This is a genomic window from Armatimonadota bacterium (genome assembly GCA_016223145.1).
In the GTDB taxonomy this organism is placed as follows: domain Bacteria; phylum Armatimonadota; class Fimbriimonadia; order Fimbriimonadales; family Fimbriimonadaceae; genus Nitrosymbiomonas.
Genome location: JACRPN010000013.1, coordinates 74,459 through 87,859, shown reverse-complemented (window position 1 = coordinate 87,859; position 13,401 = coordinate 74,459). Strand labels below are relative to the sequence as shown.

The window sequence follows — 13,401 nt, the reverse complement described above, 5'->3', positions numbered from 1 at the left end:
GCGGACAGCCAGGATAGGGCTGGCGGCCTGTTGTGACAAGACCCAAGGGGTAAGCTTTGACACGTCTCCCGCCGAATTGCTTATGCAGTAGTTGCGGCAGGAATGGCAGTGGTGCAGGCATGGGTGTTTTCCCAAACAAGGGGCCCTGGGTGTTAGCAGTCATCATCTTAGCTGCCACTCTCGTGGTGAGCGCTGCGATCACGCTGTGGATTGTTCCAAGCGTGAACACGGCCGTTGAGGGACGTCGGGAGGAAAGGCAATTCCAGAGGGCATTTTCGGAAGACGCATTGAGGGTGCTAGGCGGCGAGGCGCCGATAGAGCGTAAAGACTTCCCCAACACGCCTTCGGGCGAGGTTCAAGAGATCCTGCATGGCTACATGGAGAAGGTGGCCAACCTTAAGCGCAAGTACGAGGTCGAGTTGATGACTCTCGGCTGGGAGTGGGTACTTTCGCCGGAATCACTAAGCTCAAGGGCAAACCTTGAAGAGTGCCTGCGGAGGATTCGCAAAGCTCAGACTGCGGCTACGCTCTACGAGAGAAATTGTTGGCAAGCGGCAAAAGTCGCATGCGGAGCCTTGAAAAAACGGGCCCAAAGCAATAGATTAGCGACGAAAGCTTGCGAGCAACTTGCACGAAATCTTGATGGGTCGAGCTCCGAATACAGAGCGCTGAAGCGAGAGTTCCAAGTCGTACTAGATAACTTCTCAGCGGCTGAAGCACTCTGTGCCTTTCTCCTTGGCAGAATTGGACAGTACAAGGTTTCTGACGACGGAGCAGTCGAGTTCAACGAGAGAGTGCCAGAGGCCGTAGTCAAGGAGTTCGACTCGATCGTCGATCGGTTGAACTCTACTGAAGAGTTGCTGAATCGGCTTGATGCAGAACGTACGATTGCAGCCAAGAGAGAATGGGAGTGGATTCGGGACTGGGCCGAGAACTGAGCATCGTTAGCGCCCGGGACACTCCATTATTGCTCCTTACCTGGATCTGACGAGGGAGTTCTCACTTGTGGGGACGCATGGGATGTGGCCTCGTCAAACACCGATAGGTATTGAGGCCACTTTGACGGCGCGCCAGGCTTAGCCTTCCCGCCATAATCACCTTCGTGGCGATCCTCTTGAGGAAGTGGCGGGCGGTCTATTCCATCGCGATCCAAGAAACGATCGCGTACCGCGCCTCCATGCTGATCTGGATCCTGACGGACACGACCACAGCCATCACGATGCCATTGGTCTGGGCCAGCGCGGCACGCGTGGGCACGATCCAGGGTTACGCCGTCGGCGAGATGACGCTGTACTACCTGTGTACGCTCATCGTAACGTCGTTCGTGACGTGCCACATGATGTGGGAGGTGGCGTATCAGGTTCGGGAGGGCGTGTTTTCGATCTATCTGGTGCGCCCGATCAGCTATTACCAATGGCAGTTCGTGAACAATCTTGCCTGGCGGACCTTGCGTCCGTTGCTGGCCTTTCCGATCTTTCTCGCCCTCTATTGGCTGTACCAGCCGATCCTCAAGGGAGCGCACCTGCATTTCAGCCCGGAGTTCTGGGTCTCGCTCTTCATGGGGCACCTGGTGAGCTTCTCAACGGTGATGGCGATGGCCTCGCTGTCCCTCTACGTTCAGGAGGCGTTTGCAATCTTTGAACTGTATTACATCCCCCATCTCTTTCTGTCCGGCTATATGTTCCCGGTGGCGCTTCTGCCGGATTGGGCCCGCAACCTGACAAAGATGCTGCCGTTCTATTACACCAATGGCGCTCCGGTGGAGATGCTGGTCGGCAAGCTATCCGGGCCCGCAGCGCAGCAGACCATTCTGATCCAGGCCGCCTGGGTGGCCGGGGCTTTGTTCGTGGGTCAGAAGATGTGGAAACTGGGGCTCCGGCATTACACGGCGGTTGGGATGTGAACGTGCCCCTCCCCCGTTTGGTTTGTAAATGAGGGAGGGGTTGGGGAGGGAGACCCGCGGGCGAGATCAGCAAGAATCCATGAAGGAATGGGCTCCGACAAGGGTCTATTCAACAGGACCATGCTGCAAGCAAGAACGGTTTCCATCTTCAGGCCCCGGGAGGAGCGCGACCCGCAAAGGGCCCTCGAAGCGCTCGCTTCGGAGTGGCGCGTGTGGGGCTTCAGGCTCGCGATCAAGATCACGGGCGACCCCGACCTGGCCGAGGATGCCCTTCAGGACGCGCTGCTGCGGGCTCTCAGGCACCATCGCGGACTGAGGGACCTCCACGCTGCCAAAGGCTGGTTCCGTCGCATTCTGGTGCGGTGCGCCTTGGATCAGTGCCCGGCCGCCATGAGTGGCGAAATGCCGGTCTGTGCCGTTCAAGCCGACCTCGAAGAGGGCCTTGCTGTGAAGAGCGTTCTTTCGGCGATGAAGCCTGAGCAACGAGCCCTGCTGGCGCTTGCGATCGGAGAAGGGCTCAGCTACGAGGAGATCGCCTCGTCCCTGGCGATTCCTGTCGGTACCGTCGCATCCAGGCTCCATACCGCCAAGCAAGCCTTTCGCGCCAAATGGGAGGACCCCCGATGAACGAACCCTTTGACGCCCTGAAGCGACATTATGAAGTCTGCGACGAGGCCAATCCAACCAGGGGCCTGCCCGACCCTGTGGCGGTGAGGGCGATCCGGCTTCGTGGAGCTCTGAACGCACTGGCAGGAGCTTTATTGCCTGCCGGAATCAGCGTCGGCCTCGGCCTAGCTCTCCTCGTGGCATGCTCGCAAACCGGCAGCATGGCCCCCACTCCAAGCTCGATGCCGATCTTCAAGCAGCAGCTTCGAGAGGCGGGACTGGCGCAAGAGGACGCCATCCATTCCCAACCGGCGGGAACCCAAAGGACGGAGGCGAAAGCGTGGCGCGCCTGATCACTCCCAGAACCCTAACCCTCTTCGGCATCGGCCTCGTGCTGTGCGTGGCCCTGGCGCCGATGTCGAGCTGGAGCTTTCGCAACGACCTAGACCTCGCCAAGTCTGGGCTGACTGGCGGACCGGCGTTCTCGGTCCTCGCAGAGTCGCCTTGGAACTCGAGCGCGTCGATGCCCATGATGGATCCCGACGAGATCCATCCTTCAGGCCAGAAAGAGCAGTTCGTCCAGGCCCTTGGCTATGCGGAGTGGGGCTACAACCCAGGGCCGAATGCACCGGAATGGGGGGCCATCCTCACCAAGCGCCTCGAACCACTCGACGCCTACTGCACCAAGAACCCAAAGGACGTGATGGCGCTGGCCCAACTCTTGCGCCTCGCGTTCCAGCCGGCGATTTCGCTTCCCTACAGGGACACCGATCCTGAGCCGAAACCCAAGAAGGTCCTTCCCGAGCGCGAGAGGGTGACCAAGTATGCCCTTGAGCTGGCCAAACGCGGCGAGGCTCTGGAACCGGACAATGCCTATTGGACAATTTCGAGAGGCGCCTTGAGCGAGGCTCTGAGCGACCATTCCGACTCTCTATCTTGCCTGGATCGTGCCTCCCAAATGAAGCGCTACGAAGAGTACGTGCTGGAGGCGGCTTCCGCCACACGGGAGACCATTGAGAGGCGCTGGGGTTATCGTGGGGAGGGTGTGCGCGTGCTTCTAGCAGCCGGAATGCTGTTTCCCCAAGTGGCCAACCATCGGAACTGGATGCGCATCACGTGCAAACCGTCTTCGGACCCGAAGGCCGATGCGAGCCGGAGGCTTCAGGTGTACAAGGTCGGCTACCTGATCACACGCGAAGCGCAAACCCTCATCGGGCAGCTCATCGGTCGGGCTGGCATGGTAGCGGCCGCGAAGGCGGGCGCCTATGCAAAGGAGCCCGACCGCGTCGTTCGCGAAGCCGAAAAGTCGGGCCGACTCTACCGCACGTTTCAGATGGAGCTCGCCAAGGCTGGGATCGACACGGAAGGGCAGAACGTGATTGAGATGGCTACCCAGGCCAACCGGCTCAGAGACGCCGGGCAGAGGGTCATCGCCGGCGGCGCGGGGTCCATGATAGACGACAGCTTCCTCATCGGCTCGATCGTGTCGGCACTGGGCCTGATCTCCCTGCTTGCCACGCTTGCGGCTTGTGGGGTGATGCTTGTGTGGAGCTGGCGCGCGCCGTCGGGCTTCGACCGCTCGCGTGTTGCTCTCGGGCTCGCGCTGATCGTGACGAGCGTGCTGTGGACCAAGATCCACGTTCGGCCGGACGGATCTTCGTTGATGGGAATGGAATCGGCCCTGTGGTTCCTGATGATGGCGGTGCTCTATGGGCTCCGGGCCGGTACCGAGATGTTTGGCACCTCGGAGGGGTTCCAGAAGGGCGCCAATATGGTCTGCCTTTTGGCAGGACTCAGCGCCTTGGCGGCCGCTTCGTTCCCCTTTTCCCTGCTACTGGCGGGAGCAAACACGCTGGCCCTCGTCTTCTTTTGGAGAGCGGGGAGCAAGCTGGGCCCGATCCTCGCCATGATCGTGATGGCGTGTTTGGCGGTGGGGCTGGTCGCAAGCCTGCCGCGCGGCGTGCATCCGGGGCATCACTTCATCTTTAGTTTCTGCATGGCAGGGGCCCTTTTCTGTGCGTTCTCATCCGAGAAGCGCAAGCTGGCGGCAAGTGTCGCGTTCTCCGTCGCGTGTGTGGGCTACTTCGGCGCGGCCGCCTTTGGCCTGAGCGTCAATGCGCGCCTCAATCCGTTCTACAACGATTTCCTGACCGAAGCTCACCGGGCGAGGGTCGCCGCAAACCTGCCCAGGCTCTCAACCGGGAAGCCCTAGCCGCAATCGGGGTTTCCACCCCCAACCCCCTCCTCATTTTCGACTTCGTCAAAAACAAGGAGGGGGCTATTGCCACCTCTCCCGAGTGGGAGAGGTTGGTGAAAGGAGTGAACCGGGTGAGGGCCGCCCACATGGGGAGGTGATCAACGCCTCCCGGGTCTCCACCCCCAACCCCCTCCTCATTTTCGACTTCGTCAAAAACAAGGAGGGGGCTCTCCGGAAGCTATCGCTTCTTGAATCCAGTGAGGATGACGTGGATCTCACCAGACTTTGCGTCGTGGTGCAGCTTGAACCGGGTTGGGTAGTACTTGCCCTTCTTCTGAAAGGCCTTGGGTTGCGCGATCGCTGCGTTCACCTCGATGCCCGCTTCGAGGAACTCCCTCGAGATCATCGGCTCGACAAACGCCACCTTGCCGTTATAGGAGCCATAGATCATCGTGTAGGTGAACGGCTTGCCGTGCAGCTCTGGCGTGGCCGTGTCCACCCAGTGGGATCCCATCTGTGGCACTTCCGTCCCCGGCGCCTGAATGTATGCCGCGGGCATGTATTTGGGTTCGGGCGCCTTCTTGCAGCGGGCCAGGTCGTCGCCTTGCGCCGTGATCGCCTTGCGCTCCTTCTCCGTCAGGGTGTAAAAGTGGAAGTCAATGTGGGGCACGGTGTAGACGCCCTCAGGGTCGTGGCCGCGAGGATTCCAGTCCATGGCGGCATGGGTGAACGCCGTGGCGGACGCTGAACGGGGCAGGGCCATCTCGAAGAGGTGCGTGTCGAAGTTGGCAACCTTGATCTCCGGGTTTGCGGGTGGTAGTCCCGTCATAGCGGATTTCGGAAAGCTGATCCCCATCTCGACCGGTTTGCCCTTAGCATCCGACTTGATCCAAGAGGTGGCTTTGCCGCTGCCGAACGAAACGGAGGGGCCCTTTTCAGTCTTGGTCCCGCTTGCCAGGGAACAGGCGGGAACTCCGACGATCACGGCTGCCAATACGAATAGGGTTTTCTTGTTCATATCCACTTCCATTAGGAGGCTATCTGCCTCACGTCAGCACAGATTATGTGGGAATCCCTACTGTTCAGTAAAGACCTAGGGCTTGATCCCCGGGACCGTGTGATCGAGACGTGATGAGTTGAGGCCATGAGATGAGGAGTTGAAGAGGTGGTTTTTTGGGGGAGCGGAAGAGCCCCTCCCTTGTCCCGGCCACCCGGGATGAGCGAGGGGTTGGGGAGGGAGACAGGGAAGATTGGCAACTCTGCTTCCCTTCGGTCCGTGGCCGCTATCTCCCTTTCAGTTGGCGAAATGGGCCTCGGCGGCTCGAACGGCCATCGGATTTCCCTCGACCGATAACAACAATTCGCCGTCCCTCCCCACCCTCAGTGCGATACCCTGACGCCCGTCAGGCATCGAATACAGCTTGCCTGCGGTCGCGTCGAAGAGGTCCCAGATCGGTGAGAGGTGGGCCCATTCGGTGGGTTCAGGAAGGCTGGGGAGTCGTTCCACGACCTTTGCGAGGATGTTCCTCGGCGTTAATGCCATTGGGTTCGCTCCCCCGAACCCAGCCTCGTGGGCCATTGTCAGGCTTATCGCGCGCTGCTCAATTTCGGGAGGGAACGAGCTCTGGTTCAGGTTGATTCCCAGGCCCACCACGGGAATGCGGCGCCCGTCGCGATCCTCAAAGACTTCGGTGAGAACTCCGCCCAGCTTCTTGCCACGCGCCAAGAGATCGTTTGGCCATTGGAGCTGGCAATGCAGGACGCTGGCGGCTGCACATGCCAACGCCATGCCGATCAGCCAGGGTTTCGGAGCGTTCGCATACTCCCCAAACACCAAGCTCGCCGTTAGGGATTCGCCGGGTGCGCTATACCATGTTCGCCCGTGACGCCCATGTCCAGAGGTTTGATGGTGCGCAAAGATCAGCGAAGGGGCGTGGCCGTTCTCCTTGATGAGCCGGGCTGCCAAGTGCTGGGTGGAATCGACTTCCTCGACCTCCAGAAACGCAGCCTCCGAAGTGTCGAAACGCATTGCATCCTTAGCTTGGCACGAATGCGAGCCGCCGGTGCGCTCAGGAGAATTCCATGTGCATCGCAAGGCTTGGGGCAGAATGGGTCAGCGCCCCAATCGAGATGAAGTCGACTCCGGTCTGCGCCACACCCTTGACCGTGTCGAGCGAAATGCCGCCGCTGGCCTCGAAAAGCGCTTGACCTTGGAAGTTTCGGACTGCCTCGCGCATCTCGAAGGGGTCCATGTTGTCGAGAAGGACGATCTCTGCGCCAGCCTCGATCGCCTCCTTGACCTCCCCCATGTTTCGACACTCGACCTCGACGTTCAGCGTATGGGGAAGGTAGCTCTTGACGGCCTTGACCGCCGCTCGAATGCTCCCCGCCGCGGCAATGTGGTTGTCCTTGACCAAGGCGCCGTCAAACAGCCCCATGCGGTGGTTTCTGCCGCCGCCGCAGCGTACGGCGTACTTCTGAAGCGCCCTCAAACCTGGGGTGGTCTTTCGCGTGTCGAGGATTTCGGCCTTTGTTCCTTCGGTCCGCGCGACGTATTGCGCGGTGAGCGTCGCGACGCCGCTCAGCATCATCATGAAGTTCAGGGCCACCCGTTCGGCCATCAGGGCCCTGCGCGCCGGCAGCACGCCCGACACGATCGGATCACCCCGCTGCACCCCGCCGCCGTCCCCTTTGGACACCGTGAAGCGGCATTCGTCGGGATCGGAGGGATATGGGCTGAGAAGGTACTCGGCGATGCCGACGCCGCAGACGATTCCGTCCGCCTGAGCTTCGATCGAATACTCAGCGAGGAGGTCGGGATCGATGCACCCGCTGGTCACGTCTCCACTGCCCACGTCCTCTTCTATGGCGTCGTCGACGCAATGCCACCAGTTGGCGGGTTCGGGCTGAAGCCAAGTCGTCACGGGTGCTCGGAGGTTTACCCCAAGGGCGAGTGTCGAGAAATGGTGGATTGGTGCTCGAAGACTACAATCGTTGAACCTAAGTTACCCGGGCCAGACGCCTGGGCTACACCGTCTTCAGTACTCCCGAGGGGGGAGGCGCGTGGCAACTACAATCGTTGAACCTAAGTTACCCAGGCGAGACGCCTGGGCTACATCGTCTTCAGTACTCCCGAGGGGGGAGGCGCGTGGTGCGTGGCGCCTGGTTAGCGGCGTTTCTGTTCGTCCCTCCGTCCCCTCATCCCTTAATCCCTTCATCCCTTCACAATCCTCACCCCCTCCACCCCTCCACCCTTCCACCCTTCCAGCCCTCCCTGCCTCCTCGCTCCAGGTACAATCGACTCCCAACTGCGCGGGCGTAGCTCAACGGATAGAGCATCAGTCTTCGGAACTGAGGGTTGGGGGTTCGAATCCCTTCGCCCGCGCCACCTCAAAATTCGAGGTACAGTTGAACCCACAGCGAGGATTTCGAGTCTGAGAAGTTGACACGAACACTCCGATATTAGAGTGAGATGAGCATGGTCAATACGCTACAACAGCCTCTATTGGGCCTCGAGAACGAGTTTCCCGACACGGTTTACGTCTCTTTCCACCCGTCCACGGGCAAATACGGCTGCTATTGCCACCTTGGGGTCCACGGTTTGGCCTGCTTCAGCACGGAATCCAGCGCTTTTCGCTTCACCGAGTGGATCGAGCTCAGCGGCATGTCGGTCATCGAGCTTTCCTTCGACGAGGCGCGAGAAGTGGCCAAATCTCGCCCGCATCCTGTGGTCGCGCTCATGCTCCTCGACAGCATGGAAGATCCCAAGATCCATTACGTTCGTTAGCTCATCTATCCAGCGAAAAGCCGGCCCCGCACCTTGTGCGGGGCCGGCTTTCTTTTGGAGGTGTCGCGCGCCTACTTGCGCCGACGTCGCGCAAGGGCCAACATCCCAAGCCCGAGAACGGCCATCGAGCCCGGCTCCGGGGTCACATGAACGTTGTCCACGAGACCGAAGAGCAACTGTCGCGAGATGGCTTCGGTGGAGGCGCTAGTGTTGATGTCTCCGTAGCCGATGAAGATGTTGTCGCTCCCCATCTGCGCCGTTGCCCCAGTGATAGTTGCAATGAGCTTGCCATCAACGGTCCACGTCACCGTATCGCCGATCTTCTCGATCTCCCAGTATCGCCAGGCCATTCCGAGGGCGCCAACGTTGGTGCTTCCCGTTTGGCTGCCGAAGCCAAGTCCAGAAGCGTATGCGGTCTGCGCAGCTGGGACGGTTCCCTGAAAGTTGCCGTAATAGGAGTTCGTGTTGTTTCGAACGCCGCTTCCCGTGCCGGCCGCATACGCGCCGCTTGCTTCGGAAAGCGGAGCGCCCGCGTCAACGTAGGCGCGATAGTCAATGGAACTGCCTCCATCACCTGTCGCAGCAAAGCCGACCGCCGTCCACGGACCGCCAATGAACTGCAGCCCGTCAGTGCTTCCGAGTCCAGCGAGGGTCAACTGGGATGTCCCGGAGCCCCCCCCTGGAAAAGGACCCTGGAAGTTCTGCCAGCAATCGAAGCTCAGCTTGTAGTCGCCGGAGAAGTGTTGGCCGATCGGCGAAGCGCTCATTCCCATAAGCACTCCGGTTGTCGTCCCGAACACGTTCGCTTCCATCTTCAGGCCACGCGTTCCGCCAGAGGATGAGTGCGGCGCCAAAGGAATGCCTACCGTCGAGTAGTCAAAGAAGAAGTTGGCTTCGTTGTTGAAGTTGTCGGATGTTCCATCCGCGGTCTGCGACGAGTTGAACTGCCAATTGGCAGTGCTGTCAACCTCAAAGTCGTCGCTGAACTGGGCGGCAGACACAGCTGCAAATGCCAACGCTGCTAAGGACGCCACAGGCGTCAAACGATTTCTCATATTCCTCCTCCTCATCGAGGGCAGAACCCCTCGGGTCCCAAAATGGGGCCAAACAGATATTGGAGCCGATGAACTCCGCTGAACACAGTGTAGCGGCAACTTTGTTCATTGACCACAGCAAAATTGCCGGTCTGGCAAAAAATGGAGGATGCACTGTTGCATGGCCATGCGGGTCGCCGGTTGACAGCGCCCTTCGTTCGCGGTACCATTTAGCAATCAGCTTGGGCGAGTGCTAACGCCCTGTGATGGAGGAAACACACAAGACATGAGCAACTTGCGACCGCTCGGCGACAAGGTCGTCGTGCAGCTACTCGAAGAAGAAGAGAAAACCGCGGGAGGCATCTACTTGCCCGACGCCGCCAAGAAGAAGCCCCAGGAAGGCAAGATCATCGCCGTTGGCCCGGGCCGCATCCTGGATGACGGCACGCGCAACAAGATCTCCGTCAAAGTCGGCGACCGGGTGATCTTCAGCAAGTACGGCGGCAACGAAGTCACCATCGGCGTCGAGGAGTACACCATCCTCGACGAAGACCAAGTCTACGCGATTGTAGGCTGATCTTTATTTCGCCCTGTCGTTCGGTCATCAAGGGTCGAACGGCGGGGCGAAGCTGTTTCTGCACACGAACAACATAGGGACCTGGACTGGCGGCCTGGCCTCTCTTAGGCGTGAGCCATGTGTCCAGGCGCAGCGAACTCCTTCGAGGCGTCATCCAGCACCAACACGCTGTCCGGACCGGGCGTCGGCGACTCCACTTCGAGGTGCCTGTCCATGATTTTGGACTCGAACCTCTCCGCCTTGCCGGTTTGTGGATCAAACCACCAACCCACGAGGTCCTTTGCCAAGCTCGCTACCTTGAGACGGCATCGCATGCCCGGATTGGGGAAGTAGACCATCGCAAAGCGGCCATTCGAGTCGCGCGTCGCGCGGATGTGATCCCCACCCGTGCCGTTCGGCATGTCCAACAGGGTTTGGTCCGGTATTCGACTGAGAAACGGGCGCGAGAGCATCAGCCGCTTAAGGTGGATCATCTGCTTTGCCGCGGGCCGCTGGATCGCCTGCTTCCAGGGCATCTGCTCGTTGCCGTTGTTGACCGGCTCGCGGCCCTCGTCAAACATCTGCCAGACAAAGTGGTGGCCATAGGTCACGCCAAAGCCACCTGCGAACACAGACCGATACACCTGCTTGCGAACGGAATGATCCCGGAAGTACCCACTCTTCGGGTCCCATTTGGGCCAGGGCGCGACCGGATGGTCCTCGTAGTTTGGTTCGCCGTCGAGTACCGGCTTTGGCGGATCGAGGCGATAGAGATGCTCGATCCAGTCCCAGGTTGGGTTCTCAGCGGCCCAGTGTCCTGACTGGATCATCGTAAAGTTGGCCCACGGCGCCCTATGAACGGTTGTGGGAGTATCAGGCCCACCGTCCGGATGATAGGTGATCAACGCGGAGCGCCCCATGGCTGCCTGGATTCCCTCTGCCATCGCGGACCAGATCGGGCTCCAATCATGGTCCCCTTTGTGCATTGGCCGGTCGCCACCCAGCACCCAGATGAGGTTTGTCGCGAATAGATACCGATTCGCGAGATAGTGCCCATAGCTCAGTGCCTTCGCTGCGTCAAACACGACCGGCCCCGCGCCCCAGGCGAGCGTCACCTTGTCGGCCCAAGTGGGAAGCAGTGCTAGGTAGATGTCGTGCTTGGCCGCTGCCTGCACAACATAGTCCAGGTCCTGGAAGTAGCCCTCATCCGGTTTGGCGGGATCTAGATCGTGAAAGGGAAGGTGTCCGTAAGCATTGGGTGTGCGCAACCCGTCCAGCTCGGCGAGCGCCACCGTTTGCACCACGTTGAACCCTTGCTCGCTGCGCGCGGCGAAGTAGTGGTCGATCTCATCGCGCTTCAGACGGTGAACGAGCTCCCAGGCTGTGTCGCCTAGCCAAAAGAATGGCTGTCCTGTTTCGGTGATCAAGTAGCGCCGATTGGCGCTGAGGGCGAGCCTCGGAAGCGTGGACATGGCTTGCTTCATTCTATCCGCGCATCGCACCGATTAGGGCCGGCCACTTCTGGGCATCTCAAGGGCCGTTTCCGGAGGCCCAACGGGCCGACCTGTTGGAGCGAAGGGCGCAGCCCTGGAACCAGGTGGCCGTTTGTGGACGAGCCCTGTAAGGGCGACACCCGACTATTGAGATTGCCTGTAGTCATGCCCACCGTCCCAAGCATTGCCCGTCGACCTGTGTGAACGATTGCCGGAGTAGAGCACACTAACCGATAAGGAGTCACCGCGATGACCAGACTAGCCTTGGTTTGCCTCCTGACCGTCGTTGCGTCGGCCAAAGCGCTTGCCGACGGCGGCATGTTTCCCGAACGCACCGTCCAGCTGACCGAGCGTCCGCCGAGCATCCCCAGTCAGCGCGCCGTGCTCAAGTGGGACGGCAAGACCGAAACGCTCATCATCGAATCGGTGCTCGACGGCCCTAGCGGAGGCTATGGCTGGGTGGTGCCGCTACCCGCCAAGCCCAGCTTTGTCAAGGCGGTCAAGCCGGAGTACATCACGCGGACCTTTGAGAAGGTCAAGCCGCGCGTCCTTAGCCTAAGCAACAGGGACCACCAAACGGTCGGCCTCCTTGCCATCTTCGCGGCGGCGGTGCTCCTGAGTTCGGGTGTGCGCCACCGCAAGGCGTCGCCCGGCAACCGCCTGGGCTGGATGCTGCTTGAGGCATTCCTGTTGGCCTGCTTCCTGGTGGTCAACGTTTGGTTCGACCCCTCCGACGCACGAAATGCCGCCAAGTCCGGCGCAACAGAATCAGCGGCAGCCGAGGGCGGAGCTTCGTACAAGATGGCTCAGCCTGAGGTCAACGTCACCAACTACGGCACGATCGGGTCCTATGAGGTCTCAGCGCTCTCATCGGAATCCTCGAAGCCTATCATGGATTGGCTCAGGGACCACAATATCGACGTCCCCGAGCAGGCGGCCTCGGTGATCGATCAATACGCCGAGGAAGGGTGGTGCTTCCTTGCGGCGAGCTTCCGGAAGGCGACCGACCGGCCACTCCCACCCCACCCGCTGAAGGCCGTTTTTGATACCGAGAAGCCGGTCTATCCCATGCGCCTGACCGCCACGATGAACCAGCCGGTCCACCTGGAGCTGGTGGTCGTAGGCGGCCGAAGAGCCGAAATCGAGGGCATGAGGGTGTGGAAAGCCGACAACTACGGCCTGGAGATTGAGGTTCGGAAAGACCCGCAAGAGGATAAGGGCCTCTTCGACGAATGGAAGGGCACACGCTACGCCATGGCCAAGTTCGGCGTGGCTTACACCTTCCTCCGGGGCGACATCCAGCCGAGCCAGATGAACAGGGATTTCGACGTGAGCTGGAAGCCCTACACCGGTTTCACGCTCGAAGTGTTTGACTTCGACCAGTCCAGCAACAGGGCGTGGCTGTACTTCTGGTTCGGGGTGCCGGTGTTTGCGCTGATCTTTGGGGTGCTTCCCACCCTTTGGGAGAAGCGCCATATCGCCATCCCAATTGCAGTCGCACTGACTCTATTGGCCGCTGCGGTGCCGCCGCAAAACTGGCTCAGGAGCATCGAGCGTGTGGAGACGGACGCGCACTCTCTGCCCGTTGACGGGTACCCGGAAGGCTGAAACCTGGACCGTCGAGACGCCGGTTGCTCGGAGCTCGATATGGGGCGTTTGTGTCTCCAAGACCGGGGGAAGGTCCAAGTTTGCCTGACGAAAAGCGTCCATCCGGCTGCTGATCTTCGCGTGGGAGCGAGGCCGACCCGCCGGTTGCCACACCGCATCCGTCTGGTTCGAGCTTCAAAGAATATCCCGACAGCAACCTCTTGATGCTTCCAACGTA

The 13,401-nt window shown here is 60.3% G+C and carries 13 protein-coding genes and 1 tRNA gene; 9 read left to right on the top strand and 5 right to left on the bottom strand.

Translation table 11 applies throughout. From position 1 onward, the window contains the following. Nucleotides 1–149 precede the first annotated feature (149 nt). The 5 genes from HZC36_12095 to HZC36_12075 all read left to right on the top strand — a co-directional run bounded on the left by HZC36_12095 (nucleotide 150) and on the right by HZC36_12075 (nucleotide 4,721). The gene (locus HZC36_12095; GenBank protein ID MBI5707715.1) at nucleotides 150–938 is read left to right on the top strand and encodes a hypothetical protein; all 789 of its coding nucleotides are present in this window, start codon (nucleotides 150–152) and stop codon (nucleotides 936–938) included. 164 nt (nucleotides 939–1,102) lie between these two features. Continuing rightward, entirely contained in the window at nucleotides 1,103–1,903 is an 801-nt protein-coding gene (locus tag HZC36_12090; protein MBI5707714.1) for an ABC-2 family transporter protein, read from the top strand. Nucleotides 1,904–2,023: 120 nt separating this feature from the next. Next, entirely contained in the window at nucleotides 2,024–2,530 is a 507-nt protein-coding gene (locus tag HZC36_12085; GenBank protein ID MBI5707713.1) for an RNA polymerase sigma factor, read from the top strand. Then, nucleotides 2,527–2,862, top strand: coding sequence for a hypothetical protein (locus tag HZC36_12080; GenBank protein MBI5707712.1), 336 nt, complete (start codon nucleotides 2,527–2,529; stop codon nucleotides 2,860–2,862). The genes HZC36_12085 and HZC36_12080 overlap by 4 nt, the downstream gene beginning before the upstream one ends. Then, nucleotides 2,850–4,721, top strand: coding sequence for a hypothetical protein (locus HZC36_12075; protein MBI5707711.1), 1,872 nt, complete (start codon nucleotides 2,850–2,852; stop codon nucleotides 4,719–4,721). The genes HZC36_12080 and HZC36_12075 overlap by 13 nt, the downstream gene beginning before the upstream one ends. 223 nt (nucleotides 4,722–4,944) lie before the next feature. Here HZC36_12075 and HZC36_12070 read toward each other — a convergent pair whose 3' ends face one another. The 3 genes from HZC36_12070 to nadC all read right to left on the bottom strand — a co-directional run bounded on the left by HZC36_12070 (nucleotide 4,945) and on the right by nadC (nucleotide 7,630). Then, on the bottom strand, nucleotides 4,945–5,724 hold the full coding sequence (locus HZC36_12070) for a DUF5602 domain-containing protein (GenBank protein MBI5707710.1): 780 nt from the start codon (nucleotides 5,722–5,724) through the stop codon (nucleotides 4,945–4,947). Nucleotides 5,725–6,000: 276 nt separating this feature from the next. Continuing rightward, nucleotides 6,001–6,735, bottom strand: coding sequence for a biotin--[acetyl-CoA-carboxylase] ligase (locus HZC36_12065; protein MBI5707709.1), 735 nt, complete (start codon nucleotides 6,733–6,735; stop codon nucleotides 6,001–6,003). Between the two features lie 40 nt (nucleotides 6,736–6,775). After that, nucleotides 6,776–7,630, bottom strand: coding sequence for a carboxylating nicotinate-nucleotide diphosphorylase (nadC, locus tag HZC36_12060; GenBank protein ID MBI5707708.1), 855 nt, complete (start codon nucleotides 7,628–7,630; stop codon nucleotides 6,776–6,778). A 388-nt stretch (nucleotides 7,631–8,018) separates the two neighbouring features. Here nadC and HZC36_12055 point away from each other — a divergent pair. Both HZC36_12055 and HZC36_12050 read left to right on the top strand, forming a co-directional pair. Then, nucleotides 8,019–8,094: transfer RNA gene (locus HZC36_12055), tRNA-Arg, on the top strand. 90 nt (nucleotides 8,095–8,184) lie between these two features. Further along, complete coding sequence (locus tag HZC36_12050; protein ID MBI5707707.1) at nucleotides 8,185–8,493, top strand: hypothetical protein; 309 nt, start codon at nucleotides 8,185–8,187, stop codon at nucleotides 8,491–8,493. Nucleotides 8,494–8,564: 71 nt separating this feature from the next. Here HZC36_12050 and HZC36_12045 read toward each other — a convergent pair whose 3' ends face one another. Further along, on the bottom strand, nucleotides 8,565–9,548 hold the full coding sequence (locus HZC36_12045) for a PEP-CTERM sorting domain-containing protein (protein ID MBI5707706.1): 984 nt from the start codon (nucleotides 9,546–9,548) through the stop codon (nucleotides 8,565–8,567). 265 nt (nucleotides 9,549–9,813) lie between these two features. On the opposite strand from HZC36_12045, the gene groES reads away from it, so the two are divergent. Beyond that, nucleotides 9,814–10,104: a co-chaperone GroES gene (gene groES / locus HZC36_12040; protein ID MBI5707705.1), complete on the top strand. Its 291-nt coding sequence runs from the start codon at nucleotides 9,814–9,816 to the stop codon at nucleotides 10,102–10,104. 104 nt (nucleotides 10,105–10,208) lie between these two features. Here groES and HZC36_12035 read toward each other — a convergent pair whose 3' ends face one another. After that, entirely contained in the window at nucleotides 10,209–11,567 is a 1,359-nt protein-coding gene (locus HZC36_12035) for a DUF4038 domain-containing protein (protein ID MBI5707704.1), read from the bottom strand. A gap of 258 nt (nucleotides 11,568–11,825) precedes the next feature. Between HZC36_12035 and HZC36_12030 the strand changes: the two genes are divergently transcribed. Beyond that, nucleotides 11,826–13,184 carry a DUF2330 domain-containing protein gene (locus HZC36_12030; GenBank protein MBI5707703.1) on the top strand — a complete coding sequence of 453 codons (1,359 nt, stop codon included), beginning with the start codon at nucleotides 11,826–11,828 and terminating at the stop codon, nucleotides 13,182–13,184. Nucleotides 13,185–13,401 lie beyond the last annotated feature (217 nt).

What these genes read in the sequence shown, in the direction of transcription:
- HZC36_12030 (MBI5707703.1), top strand. Translation starts at nt 11,826, where the DNA reads ATGACCAGACTAGCCTTGGTTTGCCTCCTGACCGTCGTTGCGTCGGCC.
- HZC36_12085 (MBI5707713.1), top strand. Translation starts at nt 2,024, where the DNA reads ATGCTGCAAGCAAGAACGGTTTCCATCTTCAGGCCCCGGGAGGAGCGC.
- HZC36_12045 (MBI5707706.1), bottom strand. Translation starts at nt 9,548, where the DNA reads ATGAGAAATCGTTTGACGCCTGTGGCGTCCTTAGCAGCGTTGGCATTT.
- HZC36_12070 (MBI5707710.1), bottom strand. Translation starts at nt 5,724, where the DNA reads ATGAACAAGAAAACCCTATTCGTATTGGCAGCCGTGATCGTCGGAGTT.
- HZC36_12035 (MBI5707704.1), bottom strand. Translation starts at nt 11,567, where the DNA reads ATGAAGCAAGCCATGTCCACGCTTCCGAGGCTCGCCCTCAGCGCCAAT.
- HZC36_12050 (MBI5707707.1), top strand. Translation starts at nt 8,185, where the DNA reads ATGGTCAATACGCTACAACAGCCTCTATTGGGCCTCGAGAACGAGTTT.
- HZC36_12065 (MBI5707709.1), bottom strand. Translation starts at nt 6,735, where the DNA reads ATGCGTTTCGACACTTCGGAGGCTGCGTTTCTGGAGGTCGAGGAAGTC.
- groES (MBI5707705.1), top strand. Translation starts at nt 9,814, where the DNA reads ATGAGCAACTTGCGACCGCTCGGCGACAAGGTCGTCGTGCAGCTACTC.
- HZC36_12080 (MBI5707712.1), top strand. Translation starts at nt 2,527, where the DNA reads ATGAACGAACCCTTTGACGCCCTGAAGCGACATTATGAAGTCTGCGAC.